This window comes from Acinetobacter sp. TGL-Y2, from assembly GCF_001612555.1.
Taxonomy (GTDB): domain Bacteria; phylum Pseudomonadota; class Gammaproteobacteria; order Pseudomonadales; family Moraxellaceae; genus Acinetobacter.
In genome coordinates this window covers 2,042,556-2,067,911 of sequence record NZ_CP015110.1, presented here as the reverse complement: position 1 = coordinate 2,067,911, position 25,356 = coordinate 2,042,556, and the positions used below count along the sequence as shown (strand labels likewise).

At 41.5% G+C, this 25,356-nt stretch carries 19 protein-coding genes; 14 read left to right on the top strand and 5 right to left on the bottom strand.

Annotated features, from left to right (window positions below; translation table 11 throughout):
- Nucleotides 1-43 precede the first annotated feature (43 nt).
- Together AMD27_RS09865 and AMD27_RS09860 are read right to left on the bottom strand one after the other, a co-directional pair.
- Nucleotides 44-577 carry a glycine zipper domain-containing protein gene (locus AMD27_RS09865; RefSeq protein WP_067659754.1) on the bottom strand — a complete coding sequence of 178 codons (534 nt, stop codon included), beginning with the start codon at nucleotides 575-577 and terminating at the stop codon, nucleotides 44-46.
- A gap of 389 nt (nucleotides 578-966) precedes the next feature.
- Nucleotides 967-1,392 (bottom strand): glycine zipper domain-containing protein, encoded by a 426-nt coding sequence (locus tag AMD27_RS09860; protein WP_067659751.1) that lies wholly within the window; start codon nucleotides 1,390-1,392, stop codon nucleotides 967-969.
- A gap of 567 nt (nucleotides 1,393-1,959) precedes the next feature.
- Here AMD27_RS09860 and prfA point away from each other — a divergent pair.
- Nucleotides 1,960-3,048 (top strand): peptide chain release factor 1, encoded by a 1,089-nt coding sequence (prfA, locus tag AMD27_RS09855; protein WP_067659748.1) that lies wholly within the window; start codon nucleotides 1,960-1,962, stop codon nucleotides 3,046-3,048.
- Nucleotides 3,048-3,869, top strand: a complete 822-nt coding sequence (gene prmC, locus AMD27_RS09850) for a peptide chain release factor N(5)-glutamine methyltransferase (protein WP_067659744.1) — start codon at nucleotides 3,048-3,050, stop codon at nucleotides 3,867-3,869. The genes prfA and prmC overlap by 1 nt, the downstream gene beginning before the upstream one ends.
- A gap of 450 nt (nucleotides 3,870-4,319) precedes the next feature.
- Here the strand turns inward: prmC and AMD27_RS09845 are convergent, their stop codons facing one another.
- The gene (locus AMD27_RS09845) at nucleotides 4,320-4,670 is read right to left on the bottom strand and encodes a hypothetical protein (RefSeq protein WP_067659741.1); all 351 of its coding nucleotides are present in this window, start codon (nucleotides 4,668-4,670) and stop codon (nucleotides 4,320-4,322) included.
- A gap of 974 nt (nucleotides 4,671-5,644) precedes the next feature.
- Here AMD27_RS09845 and AMD27_RS09840 point away from each other — a divergent pair.
- From AMD27_RS09840 to AMD27_RS09815, 6 genes are all read left to right on the top strand, one after another.
- Entirely contained in the window at nucleotides 5,645-6,415 is a 771-nt protein-coding gene (locus tag AMD27_RS09840) for a 3-hydroxyacyl-CoA dehydrogenase (RefSeq protein ID WP_067659738.1), read from the top strand.
- Nucleotides 6,416-6,904: 489 nt separating this feature from the next.
- Complete coding sequence (locus AMD27_RS09835; protein ID WP_081406014.1) at nucleotides 6,905-7,693, top strand: HesA/MoeB/ThiF family protein; 789 nt, start codon at nucleotides 6,905-6,907, stop codon at nucleotides 7,691-7,693.
- Between the two features lie 39 nt (nucleotides 7,694-7,732).
- Nucleotides 7,733-9,031: an ABC1 kinase family protein gene (locus AMD27_RS09830; RefSeq protein WP_067659732.1), complete on the top strand. Its 1,299-nt coding sequence runs from the start codon at nucleotides 7,733-7,735 to the stop codon at nucleotides 9,029-9,031.
- A 142-nt stretch (nucleotides 9,032-9,173) separates the two neighbouring features.
- Nucleotides 9,174-9,554, top strand: a complete 381-nt coding sequence (gene folB, locus AMD27_RS09825) for a dihydroneopterin aldolase (RefSeq protein WP_067659729.1) — start codon at nucleotides 9,174-9,176, stop codon at nucleotides 9,552-9,554.
- Entirely contained in the window at nucleotides 9,511-9,960 is a 450-nt protein-coding gene (locus AMD27_RS09820; protein WP_067659726.1) for a 2-amino-4-hydroxy-6-hydroxymethyldihydropteridine diphosphokinase, read from the top strand. The genes folB and AMD27_RS09820 overlap by 44 nt, the downstream gene beginning before the upstream one ends.
- A 169-nt stretch (nucleotides 9,961-10,129) precedes the next feature.
- Entirely contained in the window at nucleotides 10,130-11,038 is a 909-nt protein-coding gene (locus AMD27_RS09815; protein ID WP_067659721.1) for a LysR substrate-binding domain-containing protein, read from the top strand.
- Nucleotides 11,039-11,120: 82 nt separating this feature from the next.
- Here AMD27_RS09815 and coq7 read toward each other — a convergent pair whose 3' ends face one another.
- Complete coding sequence (gene coq7, locus AMD27_RS09810) at nucleotides 11,121-11,756, bottom strand: 2-polyprenyl-3-methyl-6-methoxy-1,4-benzoquinone monooxygenase (protein ID WP_067659718.1); 636 nt, start codon at nucleotides 11,754-11,756, stop codon at nucleotides 11,121-11,123.
- A 4-nt stretch (nucleotides 11,757-11,760) separates the two neighbouring features.
- On the bottom strand, nucleotides 11,761-13,080 hold the full coding sequence (locus AMD27_RS09805) for an MFS transporter (protein WP_067659714.1): 1,320 nt from the start codon (nucleotides 13,078-13,080) through the stop codon (nucleotides 11,761-11,763).
- A gap of 178 nt (nucleotides 13,081-13,258) precedes the next feature.
- On the opposite strand from AMD27_RS09805, the gene AMD27_RS09800 reads away from it, so the two are divergent.
- The 6 genes from AMD27_RS09800 to AMD27_RS09775 all read left to right on the top strand — a co-directional run bounded on the left by AMD27_RS09800 (nucleotide 13,259) and on the right by AMD27_RS09775 (nucleotide 25,259).
- A complete protein-coding gene (locus tag AMD27_RS09800; RefSeq protein WP_067659711.1) occupies nucleotides 13,259-16,003 on the top strand; it encodes an autotransporter assembly complex protein TamA in 2,745 nt (914 codons plus the stop codon).
- A 58-nt stretch (nucleotides 16,004-16,061) separates the two neighbouring features.
- On the top strand, nucleotides 16,062-20,579 hold the full coding sequence (locus AMD27_RS09795) for a translocation/assembly module TamB domain-containing protein (protein ID WP_067659709.1): 4,518 nt from the start codon (nucleotides 16,062-16,064) through the stop codon (nucleotides 20,577-20,579).
- Between the two features lie 291 nt (nucleotides 20,580-20,870).
- On the top strand, nucleotides 20,871-21,308 hold the full coding sequence (locus AMD27_RS09790) for an I78 family peptidase inhibitor (RefSeq protein ID WP_067659706.1): 438 nt from the start codon (nucleotides 20,871-20,873) through the stop codon (nucleotides 21,306-21,308).
- Nucleotides 21,309-21,437: 129 nt separating this feature from the next.
- Complete coding sequence (locus tag AMD27_RS09785) at nucleotides 21,438-21,815, top strand: hypothetical protein (RefSeq protein ID WP_067659703.1); 378 nt, start codon at nucleotides 21,438-21,440, stop codon at nucleotides 21,813-21,815.
- 242 nt (nucleotides 21,816-22,057) lie between these two features.
- Nucleotides 22,058-22,327 (top strand): hypothetical protein, encoded by a 270-nt coding sequence (locus AMD27_RS09780; RefSeq protein WP_067659700.1) that lies wholly within the window; start codon nucleotides 22,058-22,060, stop codon nucleotides 22,325-22,327.
- Between the two features lie 292 nt (nucleotides 22,328-22,619).
- Entirely contained in the window at nucleotides 22,620-25,259 is a 2,640-nt protein-coding gene (locus AMD27_RS09775) for a bifunctional aconitate hydratase 2/2-methylisocitrate dehydratase (protein WP_067659697.1), read from the top strand.
- Nucleotides 25,260-25,356: the final 97 nt, after the last annotated feature.

The window sequence follows — 25,356 nt, the reverse complement described above, 5'->3', positions numbered from 1 at the left end:
TTAAACAAAAGCGCTTTTAAAATTAATCAATTTTTGGCTTAGATTAGCGTTTTCCGTTTTTAGACCAACCCAAATGACGACCGTTATCAGAACGGTAGTTACGATCATTATAACGATAGTTGTTGTTACGATAGCCACTGCTACGACGGTCATAACGATCGTTATAACGACTGTCACGGTCATAGCGGTCATCATAACCATCATCATAGCGACGATCTTCAGAGACTTTCTTGCCTAAAACTGAACCACCCGCTGAACCAAGCGCAGCACCCGCATATCCGCCATTGGTACCGCCCATGTTACGACCGACCGTATAACCACCGACACCGCCGAGTGCTGCACCAATCGCTGCGCCATTACGGTCACGTTTGCTGGCAGATGCAGCTGCACCACCTGCACCGCCGAGTGCGGAACCGACCATTGCACCGGTAGAGCCACCCATTTTTTGTCCAATAGCAGCACCGACCACGCCACCAAGAGCTGAGGTAAGCGCAACGTGAGTGTTGTTATCTGCTTGGGCTGTGGTAATTCCTGCGGTTGCAACCACGGCTGCTAATACGATTGAATTAAATTTCATGACCGACTCCTGAACGAAGCTATATTTATTGGATAGATTGAATATAAATAAGCATTGATCAAGCAGCGTGGAGGGAGTGTGCTGAATGTGTATTTTTTTCTTCAAGATTCATTCATTATTTTATGTGGTCATTAAAGGGCAAACGTAGTTTGGTCGGAATTGGAAAAGTAGGACTTCAGTATGTTGAAGTTCTTGTTTCGGCTAAAATTTGAGCAGGCATGACTTTTAATTTTTAAGGTACTTAATAAATCCCAAATGAGTGAAAATTCTAATTAGGCAAGCGGTATATTTATATTCAATCAAGCAAGTGAAATGAGATTAAATCATGAAGCACAAAAAAGCACCTAACGGTGCTTTTAAGATTGCTTGAAAAGATGAAGCTTTGAGAATTAACGACGATTACGTTTTTTCTTCCATTTGCGATCTTGACGAGAGTCAGAAACTTTGTCTTTTGAGATTTTATTACCCAGTGCCGCACCACCTGCCGCACCTAAAGCAGAACCGATGTAACCACCGTTTGAACCACCCATACTTTTACCGACGGTATAACCTGCACCGCCACCTAAAGCACCACCAATTGCAGACTCTGTACGGTTACGCTTGTTACTTGCCACTGCTGCACCACCTGCACCGCCTAACGCTGCACCAATGGTTGCGCCAGTATTGCCACCCATATTCTTACCAAGCGCTGTACCTGCAACACTGCCTAAAGCACTGGCAGCAGCAACACGTGCTGTACTGTCTGCATGCGCAGATACGGTGAACATAGACGCAGTCGCTAATGTTGCTGAGATCAATAAAGTATTCAATTTCATTTTTAACTCCATGTCCAAAACAGCCGGACCAGTATTATTTCGATGAAGCAAATGTAACAAAAACACTGACCGAAAATATGGAGAAGCGAGTGCCGAGTTTTACTGTTTCGTATCCTAGTGTAGTGTTTATATTACAACTGTCTAATAAAGCCTCTAAATGATGCTGAATAAGTATAAATCATGAAGATGATTGTAATGTGAATGAAAATTGAATCAGAAAAATGTTGAGCAAGTGGCGTGATGGGACGTATTAAAATCAAATCTGAATCATCCATCATGTTTAACGTCTAAAGCTAAGCTCAATCCTTCGATTATTGAAAGTGGGGCTAAATCCTATAAGGATGCTAAGGTTTTCCTATGAAAGGTTTGCATATGAAATGATTAAAAATAAGCAAAATTTAGACATTCTTGAAGTTTTGCCTTTTGATTGAACTTGAATACCCACTAGATATGTTATTTAAAGGTGTAAGCCGTTAAACTAAGCTCAATTTAGAATTGACTTGCCATCGCTGCTGTTGAATGAGACGGTCGGGTTGGATTGAGTCTTAGCTTGAGATCCTATTTAAAATGAAAGAATCGTTACGTTTACGATTAGACCAATTGTGTGATCGTCACGAAGAGTTAGAAGCGTTATTGGCTGATATTGAAGTTATTTCAGACAATAAACGTTTTCGTAATTTATCACGTGAACACAGTGATTTAACTGAAATCACGTCGGTATGGAAAAAGTACCTTCAAGCTGAACAAGATATTGAAACTGCAAGTGAAATGCTCTCAGATCCTGATTTTAAGGAAATGGCGGTTGAAGAAATTAAAGAAAATAAAGCTTTAATTGCAAGTCTTGAAGCGGATTTAAATATCCTGATGATTCCAAAAGATCCAAATGATGCCAACTCGGCTTATTTGGAGGTACGTGCAGGAACGGGTGGGGATGAAGCTGCAATATTCGCAGGTGATTTATACCGTATGTACAGCAAATTTGCTGAAACCCAAGGCTGGCGTATAGAAGTGCTTTCTGAAAATGAAGGGGAGCACGGCGGTTATAAAGAAGTGATTTGTTTGGTCAGTGGCGAAGGTGTCTATGGTCGCTTGAAGTTTGAAAGTGGCGCGCATCGTGTCCAGCGTGTACCTGCAACTGAGTCGCAAGGGCGTGTCCATACCTCTGCCTGTACTGTTGCAATTTTGCCTGAAGTGGATGTCGATACCACGGTTGAAATTAATTCATCGGATTTACGTATTGATACTTACCGTGCGTCAGGCGCGGGTGGTCAGCACATTAACAAAACCGACTCTGCGGTACGTATTACCCATTTACCGACAGGGACTGTGGTTGAATGCCAGGACGAACGTTCACAGCATAAAAACAAAGCCAAAGCTTTGGCACTGCTTGCATCGCGTTTAGAAAATGCCAAACGTGCCGCCGCTGATGCTGCAACCTCAGAGATGCGCCGTGATTTGGTCGGTTCTGGTGATCGTTCTGAACGTATTCGTACTTATAACTATCCGCAAGGTCGTATGACCGATCACCGTATTAACTTAACCTTATATAAGTTAGACGCCGTGATGGAAGGTGATTTAACTGAATTACTTGACAGTTTACATCGTGAATATCAAGCAGATATGTTAGCAATGCTCGCAACGCAGAATGGTGGATAATGAATATTGGACAGGCTTTGGCCTTACGTGGTGAAGTAGAAAGTTACGAGCGTCAAGAAAATGAATGGCTGCTTGAACACATCACCAAAATTGATTCATTTGATTTGGTCATGAAAAAATCGCAAGAGCTGACTGCAGAACAAGAGCGAGACTATGTTGCAGCGCTAAAACGTATCGAAGCGGGTGAACCTTTGGCTTATGTCACCGGTTCTCAGCCGTTTTGGACTTTAGATTTGAAAGTGACCAAAGATACTCTGGTACCCCGTCCGGATACTGAAATTTTAGTTGAAACGGTACTGCGTTTGGATCTACCTAGAGATGCTCGCGTGGTCGATTTGGGTACCGGTACTGGTGCAATTGCACTCTCGCTTGCCAGTGAACGCCCAGACTGGAGCATGACCGCAACGGACATTTACGCGCCGACGCTTGAAGTGGCGAAGTTTAATGCAGAAAAGCATGATTTAAATCATGTGAAATTTGCCTGTGGCTCATGGTTTAAGGCTTTAGAGCGTAATCAATTCTTTGACGTGATTGTGTCTAATCCACCTTATATCGCAGAAAATGACAAACATATGAAAGGCCTTGCATCTGAGCCAAAGCGAGCTTTGGTGTCTGATAAGCATGGTTTGGCAGATATTGAGCATATTGTACAGCAGGGTAAAAAGCTCCTCACAGCAAAAGGCTGGATCGTGATTGAACATGGTTATGATCAATCCGATGCGGTGCAAAAAATCTTTAAAGATGCGCATTTCAAAAAGATTCGTACCGTCAAAGACTACGGTGGTAATGACCGTGTGACCTTGGGTCAGTGGCCGAATTAAGCTTTGATTAAAGAAAAGCACCCAAAAATGCCATCAATCGACGGCATTTTTGATCAAATCTTCAATGTCAAGCTTAGAAAATGAATCCTATTTTAATCATCGCCTTGAACCCAATTTTGAATGGATAGATAGGCAAATTGCGTCGGTGGTCGATGCATTGTTTATAGAGCATAGTGTTGTATAGAAAATAGTCTTCTATAAAAAAGTGTATAGAGAAAGGTTTTTAGAGCATCCTTTTTGGGAAAAAGCTTTATGAAGCGTACTTTATACGTATGACTGATAACGAGTGCGTTATACCGAATCTTAGTCTCACAGAGATGATGGGTATAGATGATGCGTAGTCAGATTTGAAAGCCTACACAATCGAGATTTAAGATTGGAAAAAAGCGACTATTGAATAGTCGCTTTTTCATTGCAATGTAGTCATGGTTAAAACGAATGTAAAAAACCTTAGATAGGGTAATCTTGCAAACTGTCCGCAATATCTACTTGGGCTAAAGTGTCTGTTTCAAGTGCAAGACAGAGCGAAACCACCTTAGCGGTATCGTTGATATTTTCATGGCTGAGCGCAGCACCAGATTGAATCGCTTGAATACGCTCAGGGCTAATATCCAGCGCATGAGCCACTTCAAGTGGATTATGTTCAAGTAAAAATGAGCTCAGTGCATGATGAAGTTGTAGCTCAGGTGCATTTAAAATGCCTTGACTGAGTTGGTCATCGAAATTGGAAGTAGATGACGTAAGCGCATATTTAAAGTTTTGTACCAGATGTTGTTCAAGTACATCAATCATCTTAAGCATAATAAAACCTATAGCTGATTTAACAAGCGTGGGGGAGAGTTGAGATTGCAAAGCGCAATAAATTGGGTGAAAAATAACCTAAAATTAGAATGGGTGCAATTTTATTCAGATGAGTCGTGTTGCTCATTTAACGAGTAACTACACCTTTTTTTAAATATTCAACACTAAATAAATGACTTAATTTGAATCTGTATTAGGTGACTGATCAGTCTCATTTTTTCGGAAAAATCGATACCCACTTAGACTTTGCTTCTCCATTTTTTCAAATGAAGGGGAAAGACACGGGCGTCATGAACACTGAGTTGGTCGCTGATCTTATTGCAACGATTTAGAGTTTTTACTGAGATATGCAATCGCGGTTTATCTGCGCACTTTATTTTAATTCTTCGATAAATATTTATTTTTAAACGCTATTAATCGGTATCTTGAGACCCGTTAAGTTCTTTGGCAAGGGCTTGTATATTCATCCATTCACTATTTCCATGATCTATTCGATTGCTTAATCAGTAGATTTAAATCGCTGTAGGGTAAATGAATGGGCATCAAACGATGAATAGTGTTCAGCTTTGTCATATTGAATCTGTTCATCCAGTCGGACTTGGTCATCTGAATCATGTTTAAGTGCTGCACATTCTGGGCAATGTGATAAACCTAGCGAAATGAGTTGGTTTTAGAGTGGGGGATGTATTATCGACTATCGCACTCTTTACTACACACAGAGTGTTGCAAGATGCCCCAATGCAATACAACGGATTTCTTTGCTATATTGAGTGTCTTGAATGCAGAGTGATTTTTTCCTTATGTAATTTCACCGACGTAATGGTTCAAATTCGCCAGTGAAAATGCAAATTTTGGACATTATACTTAAGCCATGTTCAAGTTAAGCTGTGTTAACTCTGCTGTTTCAAAAGAGTAGATATTTTAAAAAAATCAACATTAAAAATGAACATGAAAATAATCAACAGGAATGTGATATGAAGATCAGTGGAAAAGTATTTGTGGTCACCGGTGGTGCATCAGGTTTAGGCGCGGCTACGGCAAGCTACTTGGTGAATCAAGGTGCGCGGGTGATTATGGTTGACATGAATCAAACCCTCGGCGAAGCCTTAGAACAACAGTTAGGTAGTCAATCTCAATTTGTCGCTTTAGACGTGACCAATGAGTCGGCCGTTGAAGCCTTTTTTAAACAAGTTGAACAAGACTTTGGTCAGCTGAATGGTTTGATCAACTGTGCAGGGGTTGGGCCTTCCGCGAAGGTGTTGGGTCGTGATGGTTTACATGAGTTGGCACTGTTTCAAAAAGTACTCAACATCAATGTCACAGGCACATTCAATATGCTTCGCTTCGCCGCAGAACTCATTGCAAAATATGAGCTGCAAGCCGGTGAGGAAGAGCGCGGTGTGATTGTAAATACCGCATCGGTCGCAGCTTTTGATGGGCAAATTGGGCAAACTGCTTATGCTGCGTCGAAAGGTGCCGTAGTGGCGATGACTTTGCCTTTGGCACGTGAGCTGGCACGAAATGGCATACGGGTCATGACCATTGCTCCAGGGATTATGGAAACCCCTATGCTCAAAGGGTTGCCACAAAATGTTCAAGATTCCTTAGGACAAATGGTACCGTTTCCGCCGCGTTTGGCAAAGCCTGAGGAATTTGCGCATTTAGTCGGTCATATTTGTGAAAATGCCTATTTAAATGGTGAAGTGATTCGTTTAGATGGTGGAATTCGAATGGCAGCGAAATAAATAGCCTAAGTGGAATTTTGACGATCCGCTGACACTTATACTGAATAAAAGTCCAAATTTTCTGGTTACTTTTGTTTCGGCAAAAGTAACCAAAACCATTGTCAATTGCAAAACTCGTCGGCTTGAGCCATCTAAAAGAAAACGCGCAGAAACTTTAATTATTCAATTGAGACTGACTCGAACAGTTGCAAATAACACTGGCGCGTATCTCATACTGAGTAATGGTTTTAAAAAATTTAATTAAAATCTGATCATGAGCGTGGAGCTCAATGATTTTAAAGGGTAAAAAAGGGGCAATGTAGATTAACTCGTTCTCTACAATAAAAATGGCTTTGTTATAGGGTAGCCATAAATACTTACTCAGTCCTGTACTTTGCTGATGCAAAGCCTGCGGCTCAAATTTATCTTATTAAAACAACAATAAAATAAATTCAAGAAATAAGCTTTATACTCTGTAAATAAGCATAGGTCATATTTGATTTAAAAATGATGGATATAGAAGACGCAGAACTGGAACTCTCAAACGCTGAACTACAGCTTTATTCCCGTCAAATCTTACTCGAAGGTTGGGATATTGAGGCCCAAGAAAAGCTCAAACTTAGCAATGTACTGATTGTGGGCTGTGGGGGGATTGGTTGCACAACTGCCGAGCTATTGGCTCGTGCAGGTGTCGGTCAAATAACGTTGATTGATGCAGATAGTATTGAGATCAGCAATTTACAACGTCAAATCGCCTATACAGCGTCAGATCTTGGATTTTATAAATCTGAAATTTTGGCAAAACGACTCAGACAGATTAATCCGTATATTCGTGTGGAAAGTCATACTGATCAGCTTGACCTAAGCAACGTAGAAGTGCTTATTTCAGCGCAAGATTTAGTTCTAGACGGCTGTGATAACTTCGAGACACGTTATTTGGTTAATGAAACCTGTAAAGCGAACAACGTTTCGCTGATCAGTGCCTCGGCCATTGGCTTTCAAGGGCAAATGTTTATGCTAGAAGGCAATTCAGCCTGTTATGAGTGTTTATTTCCCAAACAACAACATGCCAATGAAGGTCTGCGCTGTGCAGATTCTGGGGTGCTGGCAACCACGCCAAACGTGATGGCAAGTCTACAGGCACATCATGCGCTGTTGTATTTGGGTTTAAACCTGACACCGCTCAAGCAAAAAGTGCTGCTTTGGGATGGATTAACAATGAAACAACGAATTTTAGCCTTTGAAATTGATACAGATTGTCCAATCTGTCAGGCAAGACAATCCGCAGATGCCGATTAATTTGCTACACTCAAGCTAACTTAATTCTATTCAGACATTATGAAAAACAATATTTGGTTAGATGGACTACGTTCAGTTGCCCGAGTTGGGGAAACTGCCGTGATTGCTGCTCGCGCAGGCATAAAATATGCAACAGAAAAACCCAGTAATCCCAAACTGATGCGTGAAACTTTTGAGTCTTTAGGTTCAACCTATATCAAACTCGGACAATTTATTGCCAGTACACCGTCGCTTTTTCCACGTGAATATGTTGAAGAGTTTCAAGGCTGTCTAGATCAAACGCCAAAACTGCCGTTTAGTTATATTGAAAGTGTTTTAGCTTCTGAGTTTGCAGGTCGTGATTTAGCTGAAATTTTTGCTTCAATCGATGAGACTCCACTTGCATCCGCTTCAATTGCTCAAGTTCATGCAGCAAAATTGGTCAGCGGTGAAGACGTTGTGATCAAGGTTCAAAAACCGGGTGTAGAAACTATTCTCTATACAGATTTGAACGTTCTACATTGGGCAACCAAAATTTTAGAAAAAGCAGTACCGAAAGTGAAGTTTGCTTCACTTGCAGATATTGTTGAAGAAATTAAAAACCGCATGGTTCGTGAAGTTGATTTCATTGAAGAAGCTAAAAATATCGATGATTTCTCGAATTATTTGAATGTGACCCAAAACAATAACGCGGTGGCACCTAAAGTATATCACCAGCATTCAACCCGCCGTGTGTTGACCATGCAGCGCTTTTACGGTGTGCCTCTCACTGATTTTGAAGTGGTCAAGAAAGTCTCTAAAGACCCAACACAAGTGCTGATTACTGCGATGAATACGTGGTTTGGTAGCCTGATGATGTGTGAAAGCTTCCATGCGGACCTACATGCAGGCAATCTAATGCTATTAGAGGATGGTCGTGTCGGCTTTATCGATTTCGGAATCGTAGGTCAACTTAAACCTGAAGTGTGGACAGCATGTATCGCATTTATGGACGCGCTACAGAAAACGGATTATCTACTGATGGCTGAAAATATGCTGGGTATGGGCATGACTGACCATAAAGTAGATACCCAAGTCCTTGCCGCTGATTTAGAACGCTTATTTAGCGGTGTGCTCATGGCAGATCCACAGCAAATCTTGTCGACCAATCCTGCCGATTTAAATGACATCATGATGGATATGGTCGGAGTCGGTGAGCGTCATGGTATTCGTTTCCCGCGTGACTTTGCCTTGTTGTTTAAACAAATGCTGTATTTTGATCGCTTCATGCGTATTCTTGCGCCGTATACGGATATTTATGCAGATCAACGTTTGCAAATGGTTCAAAGCATGGATCCTGCATCTTTGTTAAAAAGTTAATTTATTATTTTTTAATCCCTATTTTTAGTCCCTCTCAGCCTTCCTTTGTAAAGGGAGGCGTCAATATTGCATTTTATGGAAGGGGCAGTCCTCCTTTTTAAAGGGGGATGTAGGGGGATTATTTTAACCTAAGAGTGAAATTATGGACGCCATCATTATTGAAGGCTTAAAGGTAGAGACCGTGGTTGGATGCTTTGACTGGGAACGTCAAATTATTCAACCGTTGATGTTGGATCTGATGATCAATACGGATTTAGAGCAGGCGTCAAACTCAGATGTTTTGGCAGATACTTTAAATTATGCCGAGATTTGTGAAGTTTCGGCAAAAGTAATTCAAGATGCACAACCTGAATTGATTGAACATGCAGCAAAACTGGTACTGAACACGCTTTTTACTACCTTTGATGCCATAGAATCTATTATGATTACGATCCGGAAGCCTGCCATTATCGCGCAAGCAAATTCAGTAGGAATTCGTCTTGAACGACACCGCAAAGATTTTCGCCCTCGCACTGGCGAGTAATCATTCACCTGAGCAACATTTTCACCGTGCATTCCAAACCATCCAGCAGTGGGGCGATGTTGATTTTTCCCCCATTTATCTCATTCCATGTCGAGATGGCGTAGGCGCAGACTATTGGAATGCGGCGTGTTTATTGAAAAGTAGATGTTCAGAGCGTGAAATGATTCAACGCTTAAAGAAAATGGAGCAGGATTCAGGGCGAATTCGTCCTTCGCATCAGATTTCTTTGGATGTCGATTTAATTGCTGTTGGGCATGACTTGGCGCATATGCAGTTTAATCCAAAGAAAATGCCCTTAGCAGTAGATGTTAAAATTCCACTTCATGATGTGTGGGCGTCTGAATGGTTTGAAACGGATTTAAGTTATCCTGTGGTTCAGAAAAACCTTGAGCTGAGATCAAGTTGATTGATGATGCGTATCCATTCAAAAGGATGTGATTGGCGCATTTAAAATAAAAAAAATTCCGTTTAAATCATCTCAAATGTGTTAAAAAGTGAAAAGGCGTGGTCGTTGTACATCGCCTTTTTTGTTCATTGTTCTGGTATTGAGTTCTTATCTATTTTAGGAAGTATTTGTGGTTGAGATCGACATTAAGATTCTAAAAGTTTTCTTATATGTGTATAAATTGAAGAATGTATCTGTGGCTGCAAGCCAACTGGGTATGAGTCAGCCTGCGGTGAGTAATTTGCTCAACAAGCTTCGAAAATATTACGTCGATCCTTTGTTTATTCGCGTTGAAAATGAAATGCGTCCCACGGAACTTTCGATCCAGCTATTTCCGCTTATATCGGATTTGTTGAATAATTACGAAGCAATTTGTCAGCATAAAGAACAGTTCAATCACTTTGATTCGCAGAAAATTTATAATATTGCCATGACTGATGTCGCCCATTTGGTGCTACTTCCGCAAATTTCATCGTATTTAAAAAATCATGCACCGCAAGTTCAGCTCAATGTTCATGCGATTAAGGTCAAAAGTTTAGAGCTACTGAAAAATGGCACGCTGGATTTGATCGTGGGCTATTATGACCAACTGGATGACTATTTTTATCAACAGAAGCTGTTTGAACAATACTTTATTGTGATTGCGGCAAAAGATCACCCACGCTTAAAAAATTCCAAAATCACTTTGGATCAATATTTAAGTGAAAAGCATATTGATGTTGAGGTCGGTGCAGGGCACTTTTCATTTGAAAATCATATTGGAGAGCTGTGGTCAAAGCGCAACAAAGTGATGACACTACCCAGTTATTTGGGTGTGGGTCTAGTGGTGCAACAGTCGGATGCGATTGCGACTGTACCGTTTTATTTAAGCGAAGTGCTTTTGGCACGGGGTAATTTACAAATTTTAGAATTGCCTGAAGATTTTCCGACCTATTCGATTAAACAGTTTTGGTATATCTCTAATCATAATCAGAAAAGTCATCAATGGATTCGCCAAGTTTTTTATGAAAACTTAAAAGGCAAAGATATTCACCTTTAGGTCGAATCGATTGAGCAAGTATTGAATTTATAAAAAAGACCTAAAGCAAATTTAGGTCTTTTTTTATTTTCCATATACAGCTTTAGATGTAGTAACTGGTTTTGGTCATCAGTTTCGAAATGGCAGTCATGGTAATTTTAACAGGGACAGGAAGTTCAACTCCACCTGCATTTAGTGCCGTATCACGGTGCTGTAATTCATCTTCATTCATTTGCAGCAAGATTTTACGTGAACGATCATCTTGCTCAGGAAGCTGAGTAATGTGATGCTGTAAATGCATACTTACTTGACGTTCAGTTTCTGCCACAAAGCCCAAACTGTATTTATCGCCTGCAATACCGGCAATAGCACCCATGCCAAAAGACAAACCGTACCAGACTGGATTTAATAAACTGGTATGACTATCGAGCTCTTTTAAACGGTCTTCGCACCATGCCAAATGGTCTTGTTCTTCTATTGCGGCATGCTCCATTTCACGGCGTACATTTGGAAGTTTTGCCGTCAAAGCTTGCCCGTGATAAAGCGCTTGAGCACACACCTCACCCGCATGGTTGACTCGCATTAAGCCTGCCACATGGCGCGCTTCACTGACGCCCAAATGGGTGGTTGCATCACTGCCTGGATTGACACGCTGAGCAGAGGTTGTACCTGGTACAAGACTACGTAGCGCTTGATCAAAAGAATGAATAAATTTGTCTAAGCCCGTGTATTGACGCATAAGATTAATCCTCTAAAGCAATGTGTGCATTTTTAAGCTTGGGTTTTAAACTGCGTAAGAGCCAAAAGGTAAAAATGGCACTGAACACAGCGGTAATGCTAAACAGAATTTTGATATCAATCTTGAGTATACTCAAGATGATGATGGAGAAGATCGCAGAAGAGACCATGAATACGGCATTTAAAATATTATTGGCCGCCACCACTCGTGCACGGTGTGAACGAGGCGAGTAAGCCTGCATCATGGCATAAAGCGGAACGATATAAAAACCACCGCTAATACCGAGTAAGGTCACGGCAATCATGACATGATAGTAGCTCATTCCCGAACTAAACATTTGCGCAATGCCAATAAAATCACCTGTCCGCTCTGGTACAAAGGCAAGGCTCCCTGCCAAATAAAAAGCAAAAACAGTCAGCCCAATTGCACCAATAGGCACCATCTTGATATTGACTTCAGTGCCACCAATCTTACGGCACAGCAAAGATCCGACCCCAATACCGACAGAGAAAAAGGTCAGCAATAAACTCACCACATTTTCATTGCCATGTAAGTTTTGTTGGGTGAGCTGTGGAATTTGAGTCAGATAAGTCGCCCCATAGAACCAGTACCATGAGTTACCCAGCAAAATGGTAAAAACCACAGGTAAACTTTTGGCATATTTGAGGGTTTGGAAGCTGGTTCTAAACACATTCCAATCGACTTCTAGCTCAGGGGTGCGAACAGTTTGCTTTAAAATAAAACGGCTACACAAATAACCAATCACTGCAATGCCCACCACGGTCATGCTGATCCAGAGCAAGTTTCCGCCTGAACTGGAAATCACCACCCCACCCAAAATCATCCCGATTAAAATGGCAATTGATGTTCCTGACTGGAACAAGGCATTCCCTGACATCAGCTCTTGGGGCTTTAAGATTTCAGGTAAAATGGCATATTTAATCGGACCAAAGAAGGTACTGTGCGTTCCCATGAGGAATAAGGCGATTAAAAGCAGCCACAAATTGCCCAGCATAAAGCCCGCACTACCAATGAGCATGATCACAATTTCGAGCAGTTTGATATTTCGAATGAGGAATGAGCGCTCATATTTGTCTGCGATTTGTCCTGCTGTTGCAGAAAAAATGAAGTATGGCAAAATAAATAACAAAGCTGCCATATTGTTAAGTGTACTAATACTTGCAGACTGCTGTTGAATTAAGCCATAAGTAATGACTAAAAGTAGCGATTGCTTAAAGACATTATCATTGAGTGCTCCAAAAAACTGGGTGAGGAACACTGGAAGAAAACGCCGTGATCCAAGTAGATGCTCTTTTTTTTCCATTGTATGCAGACTTCATTAAAATTTATTAAGAAATGTGATGATTTAGTAACAATATCCCAAAATCATGTATCATGTTTTCATCCTGAAAAGTTCTGAAAATACTCGAAATTTGGACTAAAAATTCAATTGAATTAGATCAGTATTTTCGACTTAAAATATAAAGTGTTTAGAGCGCATTATGCCAGAAAAAATTCAGTTTAAAAAATCAATGCTTGTGCAGTGTATGAACAGCATATTTAACATAAATGATATCAATAAATTGTTGTGCGCCAGTGTTTTTTTAAGTGTATTTACTTCGCCTGTATTGTATGCCGCAGAAAATGTTGACGCCGGTTCGACGCAGATTCAACCCGCGACGAGTGAGCGTGCGATTGAACAAAACAAAGACGCTTTAGAAGCTGCTGCTAAACAGCAAGGCGTGGCGAATGAAAAAATAGAACAATTAGATGAAAAAATAGCTGAACTAAATACAAGCGAGCAGCAGTTCGATAGTCTCCAAATGCTTAAACAACAAGAACAAGGTTTTACTGGTCAAGAATTTATCCCAATCCAATTCGAAGACTTAGAAGACCTACCCATGCAGTCAGTCGATCGCTCAATGGAAAATGAAATTTTGCAGGTGGCCGAAGACGCCAAAATTCAAGCGCAAAATTTTCGTTCGGGTTTAACCCAAGCGCCTGATGTTGAAGTCCCTGAAACCTCACAAAACGACATCAATGAAATTGTACAAGCACCCATTAATGTCGATCAATTGATGCAGAGTATTCAAGCTGACAGTAAAATTGTGGTTGCTGAAAATGAATCAGGACGTTCATTGGCGACACAAGGTTTAGCTGAGCCGACCAGCACTGAAAAACCGAATATATTTAAACGTCTGTTTTATAAAGTTCGTCCACCTCGCATTAATCAAGTCGAAAAAGTGCCTCGTATTACGGCTGAAGTTGAAGGCGCTCCAAAACCTTTAGCAGAGAATATCAAAGGGAAGCTTTCAGCCTTTACAAAGGAATCCTTTGGTGACTTTAATTCTGCAGTGCCCCAGTTAAGATCATTAACCAATCAGGCCGCTCAAGCTGTAGGTTATTATGATGCTGAATTTAAATTTGAAAAAGTCAGCGACAGTCGTGTTCGGGTTTTAGTGAAGCCAAATGATCCTGTTATTGTACGTGAGCAAAATATTGAGTTTACTGGCGAAGGTGAAAAATTGGCGCAGTTCCAAGTGATTCGGGTATTACCTGATTTAGAAGAAGGTGATGTACTCAATCACGGTCTGTATGAAACCACCAAAACACGCATAGTCGATGCTGCCAGTAACAACGGATTTTTTGATTCATATTGGCGCATGCATGATGTGATGTTGGCACGACCACAAAATCAAGCCGATATCAATTTACGCTTTGAAACAGGTGAGCGATATAAGCTAGGTGATGTTGAATTTCGTATGAGTGATCCGACAAAGCCTTTACCTATTCGTGAAGAAATTCTACGAACACTTGCACCTTGGAAAGAAGGCGCTGACTTCACCGCATGGCGTGTCAATGGCTTGGCCAATAATCTGACCAACTCACGTTATTTTAACTATACCTTGGTGGATGCAGTTAAACCTGAGCCGATTATTCAACCTTTGGAACTCGCACCAGATTTACAAGCCTTAGTGGATCAGCAAAAGATTTCTGCTGACGCATTGATGCCACAAGACAACAAGAAAGTGGTTTCTGATACAGAAGTCGAGTCTCAATCTGTGGCTGATGAAAATCAGTTCGCAGGGGTGCGTGAAGCGCAAATTGATCCGGATTTGTCAGAAGCCCAGCGCAAAGTCAAAGAAAAAACATTGGAAAATGAGCGCTTACAAGCGAAGGCGCGGGAGCAAAAAGTTATTCCTGTGATTGTGACCATAAATGCAGATAAGTTAAATAGCGTTGAAGCCGGTTTGGGCTATGGCACAGATACTGGCGTACGCCTAAGAAGCCAATATCGCCGTGCGATTGTGAATGACCGTGGTCATTCTTTTGATGCCAACTTAGAGCTGTCGCAAATTCGTCAGTCTATTGATGGTCGCTATAACATTCCTTATAAACATCCACTGAATGATTATGTGAGTTTGGTCGGAGGTTATGAGCGTGAAGAACGCGATTCAGTCGGTAATGGCTTAGATTTGTTGGTTGAATCTGCGGTGGCCGGGGCCGATCGGATTGTGAAAGGTTCACGCCGTGATTGGCAGCATATTTTTGGTTTACGTTATCGACTGGACCGCATTACTGTTTCTGAAGGTTTTGAAGGTGATTTTAATATTGATGATATTCCGGATGCATTTTTGGCACCAGGCGCTAATTCAGAGCAGCAATCGCTTTTATTGGGCTATGAGCTGACCAAAACCAACGCAGATACGCGCATTAACCCGACCCGTGGTTTTAAACAGAATTATAAAATTCAGCTCGGCAGTGAAAGCCTGTTCTCAGATGCAGACATGGCGATTTTAAATACCAATTGGAGGGGCTTATATTCTTTAGGCAGTAATAATTATCATCAGTTCTTTGGGGGGCTAAGTCTTGGTTATATCTTTACCGAAGACTTTGAAAAAGTCCCTTATAACTTAAGATTCTTTGCAGGTGGTGATCAAAGCATCCGTGGTTTCGACTATAAAGGACTGTCACCGATTGAATCAGGATTTAAAGTCGGAGGTCAGGCAACCGCTGTGGGTACGCTCGAATACAATTACCAATTTAAAGAAGGCTGGCGCGCAGCGGTATTTAGTGACTTTGGTAATGCTTATGATAAAAAATTTAGCAATGACTCTGAATATAGTTTAGGTTTAGGTGTCCGTTGGAACTCACCTATTGGCCCGATTCGTTTAGATGTGGCTTCTGGGGTTTCAGATCCTGATCATCCGATTCGTTTGCATTTCTTTATTGGCTCTCAACTTTAATCGATGCGTAAATAGTCCCTAAAATCGATTTAAACTGTTTTTATTTTGTGGAAATTTTATGGCTGAAGTAGAACAACAAGAACAACCCACTCCTAAACCGCAACCACCAAAGCGACGCCGTGTCGTTCGTAGTATTTTGTTGTTGGTGGCTTTTTTATTGGTGTTTTTGGTCGCAGCTTTGGCCGTGATGTTTTCTACAGATAAGGGTAGTAAGTTCTTGTTAGATCGTGTGTTATCGACCCAGCAGATTATTAAATACGAATATGAAGGCGGTAATTTACTCAAAGGCATTGTTTTAAAAAATGTACTGGTCACGCTCAAAGCCGTCGATGTCAAAATTGATCGTGCCGATGTGCTGTTGGGGTGGCGGGCAATATTAGAAAAAGAAATTCATTTAAGTTATGCAGATGTGAATAATCTGAGAGTGATTAATAAATCTCCTCCAAGTGATGAGGCGTTTAAATTTAGTGAAATTAAATTGCCTTTTGTATTAAGGATCGATGAAGCCACCATTGATAAATTACAGGTACAGACTTCAACCACTAAGGTTGATTTTAAAGATGTGATTTTAAATGATGCGCTGTGGTCGGGGACTGAGCTTAAATTTGAAAATTCGCAAATGGACATGGGCTATCTGTCTGTGCGAAATGCCACAGGTAACATGAAATTTGAGGGTAAGTATCCGCTCCATGCCGATGCTATTGTGAAAATTCCTTCACTCAAAAGTATTAATGTTGATGATATTTATTTGAGTGCACGTGGCTCACTCGACACTATTCGCGCAGGCGTCGCAACGCGTACACCGGATATGCTCACAGGTTGGGCCGTGGTGCATCCCGTTCGCCCGCAAGTGCCGATGAACGGCGCATTGAATTTTAAAGATTATCACTGGCCGTTATTGTTAGAGCAAGAGCTGCTGTCTAAACAAGGTATTGCTAAATTTAAAGGAAATATTAAGCGCTTAGATCTCGATATCAATACAGATATAAGTGGTAAAGGTATTCCAGAAGGTCAATATACTGCTTTAGCTCATACTGATTTAGTCAACCAAATTAATATTAGTAACCTAAATGGTCAGGTGATGGGCGGTGCGGTGAATCTTGCAGGCTTAGTGAGCTGGCAAGACCATGTGCATTGGGATTTAAAAGGGCGTTTAGATAAAATCAGCCCGAAAGATAAGCGAATTCCGCAAGTGGTGCGTGATTTCCTCCCACCAAGTTTAGATGCCAATATTGCCTCAACCGGTGCTTTAAAAAATGGCATGACTGTCGGAGCAGATGTTGATTTTGATCAATATGAAACGTGGAAGCTGATGCTCAATCAGGCTGAACAGGTCGGCAAAAAACCAAAGCCAATGTTGCTTGATGTCGCATGGAATAATATTGATCGTGCTGTACCGTATGTGGGCTGGCTCAGTAGTGAATCAGGTCAAGTGAAACTGGCATTGGTTGAAGGTCAGCAAAACATTCAAGTGGCTACCGTGGTTCGTCCAAATGAGAAAGGGGCATTGCCTGCGGGTCAATATGTCGCGCAACTGGATTTAAAAGGCAACAATTTACATGTTCCTTCATTTCGTTATCAGGCTGCGAAAGGTTCATTAACAGGCAATGCTTTACTAGAACTACCAGATGACAAACGTCAATTGAAGTGGAATGTAGTACTCAATGCCCAAGATTTTAATCCGCAGTCGATTAGCCCCGCTGCACCGATTAATTTACTCAATGGTCAAGTCAAAGCCAATGGTTATGCTAAACCCAATCAGCAAATTATTCAGCTCAATGCGATTAATTTAACTGGACGTATGGCCAACCAAGCCACACAAGAAACAGTTCGACTCACAGGTAAAAGTACGGCAGCCTTGCTGTTTAACGATGAAAAAGCGGGTGGTGGTTTCAAAGGCTTTGCAGTTAACTATGACGGTGCATTACATGCAAGTCAGTTACCACAAGGTGATGGCACGCTTAAATTACGAGTGGCGGGAACACCACAGCGGATTCAAATTTCGGAGTTTAAACATAATGGAGCAGCAGGACAGATTACGGCCAATGGCTTATTGAATTTAAATAATGGTATTGGCTGGGATGTCAACGCATCCCTCATTCGCTTTAAACCGCATTATTTTGTGTCTAGCGTACGCGGTGAGATCTCAGGAAATGTCAAATCTCAAGGCGTATGGTCAGATAACCTCAAGCGCATTAATATCGAGCGCTTAAACCTTGCAGGTAAAATTAATAACAAACCGTTGCGTGCCAAAGGTAATTTAGCCTTAATCATCAACTCTAATCAAAAGGGCTTTTTACCCCAGCAGTTTGAAGCCAATAATTTATTCTTATCTTATGCACAAAACCAGTTGCAAGCTTCAGGCAATGCACAGAATTTACGTGTGAACATTAACGCACCTGCGTTGTTTGAAGTGTATCCAGGCTTACGCGGTAAAGCCCAAGGTTATATTAACCTTCAATCGCAACCGCGCTTATCTGCAACGGCAAATTTAGTGGTCAACAATTTTGGTTTCAATGATTTAATCAGCATTAAAACTCTCAGTTTAAAAGGTGAGCTGCCTACCTCAGAAACGGTGCCTTCAACGCTGTCGGCACGCATGGCCAATCTAAGAAGTGGCAACCGTGAGATTCAACATGGTGAAGTGGCCATCTCAGGAACGCGTAAAGCGCATGTGCTTAAAGTTCAAGCGTGGAACAACTTTTCTAAGTTTTATGTACAGCTCGCGGGTGGTTTTAATGCACAAAATGATTGGTTAGGTCAGATTCAACGTGGTGAGTTTGACTCAGTCCGTGTACATTTGAAGCAGCAACAAAATGCGCCAGTGATCTATACCACAGCGAAATCTGAAGTCTATGTGGGTCAGCACTGCTGGTCGAGTCAAGAAAGCCAGTTGTGTCTAGATCAACCAGCAAGAGTGAGTAAAACCAAGGGCAATGCTTCCTTTGTGACGCGTAACCTTGATTTGGCTGATTTTTCAGCCTTTATGCCGGAAGGTTTAGCGATTACTGGTAAACTCAATGGTTATGCTAAAGCCTCTTGGGCACAAGGTAAGACGCCGCTTATTGATGCGAAATTGGTGACACGTAATGGTGTCATTGGTTTGTCTGCGGTTAATCCTGAAGATATCAGTTCAACCATGAATTATGATGAAGCCAGTGTCATTGCCAAAAGTGTTCCAGAAGGATTGATGTTGCGTGCAGATTTGAAAGCACCGAATGTTGGGGCAGGTTATGCCAATGTGGTGATTAATCCTTTTGTTGATGCCAAACCCATGCGTGGTGAAATTGCATTTAATCAGGTTCAACTGAAGATATTAAAGCCGTTCATTGCAGATGTACGAAAGCTCGAAGGTAATTTATCCCTAGCAGGAAAAATCAGCGGGACATTAACGCGACCACTCTTTAATGGTGAAATGCGCTTAAAAAATGGTGAGATCAGCATGATTTCATTGCCAATTAATTTCACCAATGTCGAGCTTTATTCATCTATTCGTCAAAATGAAGCCAGTATCAATGGCGCATTTAACAGTGGACAGGGTGTGGCAAAACTGACCGGAAATATTGATTGGAAAAATGACCCACGTATTCAGTTGAATCTTAGTGGTAAAAATCTCCTGATTCGTCAAGCGCCTTTAATCACGGCAATTGTAAATACGGATATTTCAGTCGATGCACGACCGATGAGTAAGCGTATTAGTGTAAATGGTAAAGTCGATGTGCCACGCGCACTGATTTCCATGCCAGAGGCCAGCGCAAAGATTATTCCTGTTTCAGCAGATGTTCGTGTGGTACGCGAAGGTGATAATCAACTCGCTATTTTGAAAGCGGCTAAGCCATGGGATATTCGTGCAGATGTGGAACTAAGCTTAGGCAATCAAGTCATTTTCCAAGGCTTTAACAGCCGTATTCCACTGCTTGGACGTGTGTATATGTCACAGCGCGGACTAGAAACTGCAATGAGAGCCAATGGTGCAATCGGTGTCAGTCAGAAAGTCACCATTGAAGCCTATGGACAGCGTTTAGATTTGAACCGTGCCATTGCACGATTTAATGGCGCGCTTTCAAATCCAACCCTAGATGTGGATGCCAATAAAAATATTTCAGGCAGTACGGTGGGCGTGCGAGTAACAGGCACTGTCAGTTCGCCCAATATTCAGGTGTATAACGATGCCGGACTGTCTGAACAAGAAGCGATGAATGCACTCATTACTGGCCGTATTAATGAGGGTTCAAGTGCACTCAGTAGCTCTGAAGGCTTTAAATCCGATGTGAACAATACTATTGCTGCCGCAGGGATCAGTCTTGGTTTAGGCGGCACACGTGCCTTTACCAATCAAATCGGGCAGACCTTTGGTTTAAGTGGCTTGGCACTGGATGCGCAAGGTACAGGGGATGACACGCAACTCAGTGTGACGGGTTATCTGACGCCTGATCTGTATATTCGTTATGGCGTAGGGGTATTTACACCTGTTAATAAACTCACATTACGTTATCAAATGAATCAGCGTTTATACTTGGAAGCGAGTCAATCTTTAGAACGTGCAATAGATGTATTCTATAACTGGCGTTTCTAAGCACTGTTTTGAATACGTCTAAAAGTATCGTATGGATCAAAAGGCATCCCTTAAATTTAAGTGGATGCCTTTTTTAATATTGAATTCTTATTCATCATTACAACTTAAAAATAATGCGTAGTTTTTTCAAATCAATGACAAAAATAGGCCTCAAGTTTGCTATGGTATTATTTTTTGGTAGTGCATGAATACGACGTGATAAAAATAATAAGTTATTGATATTAAAATATATAAATGAATTATTACACGTTGGTATTTAGCACTACCTATTTTTTAAATGAAAACATCACGATGAAAAAGATATGGATATTCGGTTTACTGGGCATGGCGATGACTGCCTGTACGACCACATCTCAAACGGATGCAGAGCACAGCCCTAAACTGGGTTCACCAAACCCTGCAAGTGCGTACTGTGTCAGCCAAGGTGGGAAATTAACCATCAAAAATGAAGCCAATGGTCAGGTGGACTACTGCCATTTAGCCAATGGCGAGGTGGTAGAGGAGTGGGCATTGTTTCGTGCCAGTCAAGCTAACTGTATTGCAGAAGAAGCCAAAAGACTGATTGGGCAGGTAGGGCTGACAGAAGCACAAATTCAGCAGAAAACGCAAGCCAAAACTGTTCGTTTAGTTCAGCCCAATCAAGCAGTGACTATGGATTTTCGAAGTGATCGCGTCACGGTTGTGGTTGATCCTAAAACTCAAAAAGTAATTCAAGCCAGTTGTGGTTAATGGTCTACTCTTTTCTAAACGCTTAGCGATACAACTCAAAGCCCGAATTCGGGCTTTTTGATTATTTTCGGGCAGGAGCTTACTTATTTGGCTCAAGATTGATTATCATAGCTTGATGAGGAGAGTTTTATGAAAAAGTTAGTCATCTTAGCGACTGTATTGGGTACTTCAATTGTTTTGAGTGCTTGCTCTGAGAAGAAACCACTCACGCCTGAAGAACAGTGGCACGGTTACTGCACCAGTATTGGCAATGCTGCACGTTCGATTTTATTAGATCGTCAAAATGGCATTACTCAACAAGAAGCTATTGATCATGCCAATAAATTGACCGATCCAACCACCAAAGCCTTTGTTGATAAGCAAATTGTTAAAGTATATGCATTTCCTCAAGCACAGCTTGAAGTCGACAGAGATGCATTATTGGCTCAATTTAAAAAAGAAAGTACAGATGAGTGTTTAGCGACCCCCTTTGATCAGCAAAAATTACCAGATTACAAACCGTTCTAATGAACGGTTTTTTTAGCTTTTTATGGCACTATTTTATATCCAATTTTCTTTATAAATTTCGATATTGGTTACTTACAAAACTAGGTATTTGTTTTCCGAAAATTGCATCATTTTTTTCAATATTTAAGCATGGGACATAAATAAATAGGGATGGCATTAATTAAATACAATTATCTGTTATGCATTATTTGGAAAAGCATATATAAATAAAAGATAAAAAATAAAAACTGAGGAGCGGGCCAATGGAAGTCGTCGCATATATGAATAACGCAGATTTGCTGATTGAAGATGAAAACGGTATTGCGGTCATCAATGGCAGTCATTATGTATTGAGTTTAGGAGATCGTGTTTATATAGAGGACATGATTAATGAGCACGCAAAAATATATCAGGTGAAAATTAGCTTTGCATGTGCTGAACATCGTATGATGCATGAAGATGAAATATTGATTCGTTTTGAAGGTACGCGCGAAAGCCTTCAGCAATATTTAGAAAAAACTACAGTCCACTAAGGTGGAATAGTCATCGCTCACACAATCAGGCAACATTCGGTTGCCTTTTTCATATTCAAACGTCCGTTAAAAGTGCAAAAAATGCCTAGATTTGATTGGTTTAATGACAATCTGAGCATAGAGTAATCAATATGAAGATCATTTAGTTAAAAAATAATGGTCATCACAAAGAAACACTCATCTTGCATTAACTTTTAACTGGAATTTTAGTAAAATTTAGCTGTCCATATTATTTGCTTGGCTTAATAAAGCAGGAATTTGCAAATAATTTTTTAAAAAGAGGAATAACACCGTGCTAGAAGCTTACCGCCAACACGTTGCAGAACGTGCCGCACTCGGAGTCCCACCGAAGCCACTTGATGATGCTCAAACAGCTGACCTCGTTGAATTATTAAAAAACCCACCCGCTGGTGAGGAAGCATTCCTTGTCGATTTGCTTGAAAATCGTGTTCCAGCTGGTGTTGACCAAGCTGCTTATGTAAAAGCTGCTTTCTTGGCTGCATTGGCAAAAGGCGAAGCAACGTCTCCTTTAATCACGAAAGAACGCGCGGTTTACTTACTCGGCACAATGCTTGGTGGTTATAACGTTGCACCTTTGGTTGCACTTCTTGATGACGCTGAGCTTTCTGAGCTTGCAGCTGAAGCATTGAAGAAAACCCTACTCGTATTTGATGCGTTCCATGATGTTGCGGATAAAGCAAAAGCAGGTAACGCAAACGCACAGGCTGTTATGCAGTCTTGGGCTGATGCTGAATGGTTCACAAGCCGTCCAGACGTACCTTCTGAAATCAAATTGACTGTTTTCAAAGTCACTGGCGAAACCAACACCGATGACTTGTCACCTGCACAAGATGCATGGAGCCGTCCAGATATTCCATTGCATGCCAATGCAATGCTTAAAAACGTACGTGACGGTATTAACCCAGAAGTTCCGGGTGAAGTGGGTCCATTGAACCAAATTAAAGAACTTGTTGCTAAAGGCAATCAAGTTGCTTACGTGGGTGACGTTGTCGGTACGGGTTCAAGCCGTAAATCTGCAACAAACTCTGTGCTTTGGTTCTTTGGTGATGACATTGCGCACATCCCGAACAAAAAAGACGGTGGTTACTGCCTAGGTTCTAAAATCGCTCCGATTTTCTTCAACACTATGGAAGATGCAGGCGCGTTACCTATCGAGATTGATGTTGCAAACATGAACATGGGCGATGAAATCGTTCTAAACATTGATCATGCTGCAGCGAAAGTTTCTGCGTCTAAAAACGGTGCGGTTATTGCTGAAGCTGAACTTAAAACGCCAGTACTTCTAGACGAAGTGCGTGCGGGTGGTCGTATCAACTTAATCGTTGGTCGTGGTTTGACCACTAAAGCGCGTGAAGCTTTAGGTCTGCCTGTATCGACTTTGTTCCGTGTTCCAGTTCAACCTGCTGCAACGGGCAAAGGTTTCACTCAAGCACAGAAAATGGTCGGTCGCGCTTGTGGTCTTCCTGAAGGTCAAGGCGTACTTCCAGGTACTTACTGTGAACCACGTATGACAACAGTTGGTTCGCAAGATACCACTGGTCCTATGACGCGTGACGAATTGAAAGATTTGGCTTGCTTAGGTTTCTCAGCGGATCTTGTGATGCAGTCTTTCTGTCACACCGCGGCTTATCCAAAGCCAGTTGACGTTCAGATGCAACATACGCTTCCTGATTTCATCATGAACCGTGGTGGTGTATCTTTACGCCCAGGTGACGGTATTATTCACTCGTGGTTAAACCGTATGCTTATGCCAGATACAGTCGGTACTGGTGGTGACTCACATACTCGTTTCCCTATAGGTATTTCATTCCCAGCGGGTTCTGGCCTTGTGGCGTTTGCTGCTGCAACAGGTGTTATGCCACTGGATATGCCTGAATCAATCCTTGTGAAGTTCAAAGGTAAAATGCAACCAGGTATCACATTACGTGATCTTGTACATGCAATTCCTTATGTTGCGATTCAACAAGGCGACTTAACTGTAGAGAAGAAAGGTAAGAAAAACATTTTCTCTGGTCGTATCCTTGAGATCGACTTAACAGAAATGGAAAATGACCTGACTGTTGAGCAAGCATTCGAATTGTCTGATGCATCTGCTGAACGTTCTGCTGCGGGCTGTTCAATTACACTTTCTGAAGAGAAAGTGGCTGAATACCTACGTTCAAACATCACTATGCTTAAGTGGATGATCTCTGAAGGTTATGGCGATGCTCGTACCATGGCGCGCCGTGTAGAGAATATGGAAGGCTGGTTGGCAAATCCATCACTTCTTAAAGCTGATGCTGATGCTGAATACACGAAAGTGTATGAAATCGATCTTGTTGATATTAAAGAACCTGTTCTTTGCTGCCCGAACGATCCAGATGACGCTAAACTTCTTTCTGACGTTCAAGGCGTGAAAATTGACGAAGTATTCGTTGGTTCATGTATGACCAACATCGGTCACTTCCGCGCAACAGGTAAGTTGTTAGAGAAAGTTCCAGGTGGCGTACTTTCAACTCGTTTGTGGATTGCTCCGCCTACGCGTATGGACGAGCGTCAATTGATGGAAGAAGGTTTCTACAACATCTATGGTAAAGCTGGCGCGCGTACTGAAATGCCAGGTTGTTCATTGTGTATGGGTAACCAAGCACGTGTAGCACCGAACACGACTTGTGTATCGACGTCTACGCGTAACTTCCCGAACCGTCTAGGTCAAGGTGCGAACGTTTACTTAGCTTCTGCTGAACTTGCATCTGTTGCTGCTGTTCTTGGTAAATTGCCAAGCCCAGAAGAATACCAACAGTATGCAGCTCAAATTGACAGCATGTCAGCTGACATCTATCAATACTTAAGCTTCGACAAAATGAGCGACTATACTGACGCTGCTGCGAATGTTGATACGAAGAAAATTGCTGCTGCTCAATTGTCTTAATTGATTAAGTAGTTGAAAATAAGGGCTGATCGATCGGCCCTTATTTTATTTATGTTGTTTTTATACAGAATAATAACTAAAATTAATCAATATATTT

Excerpts from the sequence above, each read along its gene's own strand:
- AMD27_RS09835 (WP_081406014.1), top strand. The coding sequence starts at position 6,905 with ATGGATATAGAAGACGCAGAACTGGAACTCTCAAACGCTGAACTACAG.
- AMD27_RS09840 (WP_067659738.1), top strand. The coding sequence starts at position 5,645 with ATGAAGATCAGTGGAAAAGTATTTGTGGTCACCGGTGGTGCATCAGGT.
- AMD27_RS09795 (WP_067659709.1), top strand. The coding sequence starts at position 16,062 with ATGGCTGAAGTAGAACAACAAGAACAACCCACTCCTAAACCGCAACCA.
- AMD27_RS09805 (WP_067659714.1), bottom strand. The coding sequence starts at position 13,080 with ATGGAAAAAAAAGAGCATCTACTTGGATCACGGCGTTTTCTTCCAGTG.
- coq7 (WP_067659718.1), bottom strand. The coding sequence starts at position 11,756 with ATGCGTCAATACACGGGCTTAGACAAATTTATTCATTCTTTTGATCAA.
- AMD27_RS09780 (WP_067659700.1), top strand. The coding sequence starts at position 22,058 with ATGGAAGTCGTCGCATATATGAATAACGCAGATTTGCTGATTGAAGAT.
- AMD27_RS09800 (WP_067659711.1), top strand. The coding sequence starts at position 13,259 with ATGCCAGAAAAAATTCAGTTTAAAAAATCAATGCTTGTGCAGTGTATG.
- AMD27_RS09845 (WP_067659741.1), bottom strand. The coding sequence starts at position 4,670 with ATGCTTAAGATGATTGATGTACTTGAACAACATCTGGTACAAAACTTT.
- AMD27_RS09865 (WP_067659754.1), bottom strand. The coding sequence starts at position 577 with ATGAAATTTAATTCAATCGTATTAGCAGCCGTGGTTGCAACCGCAGGA.
- AMD27_RS09790 (WP_067659706.1), top strand. The coding sequence starts at position 20,871 with ATGAAAAAGATATGGATATTCGGTTTACTGGGCATGGCGATGACTGCC.
- AMD27_RS09785 (WP_067659703.1), top strand. The coding sequence starts at position 21,438 with ATGAAAAAGTTAGTCATCTTAGCGACTGTATTGGGTACTTCAATTGTT.
- folB (WP_067659729.1), top strand. The coding sequence starts at position 9,174 with ATGGACGCCATCATTATTGAAGGCTTAAAGGTAGAGACCGTGGTTGGA.
- prmC (WP_067659744.1), top strand. The coding sequence starts at position 3,048 with ATGAATATTGGACAGGCTTTGGCCTTACGTGGTGAAGTAGAAAGTTAC.
- AMD27_RS09830 (WP_067659732.1), top strand. The coding sequence starts at position 7,733 with ATGAAAAACAATATTTGGTTAGATGGACTACGTTCAGTTGCCCGAGTT.
- prfA (WP_067659748.1), top strand. The coding sequence starts at position 1,960 with ATGAAAGAATCGTTACGTTTACGATTAGACCAATTGTGTGATCGTCAC.
- AMD27_RS09860 (WP_067659751.1), bottom strand. The coding sequence starts at position 1,392 with ATGAAATTGAATACTTTATTGATCTCAGCAACATTAGCGACTGCGTCT.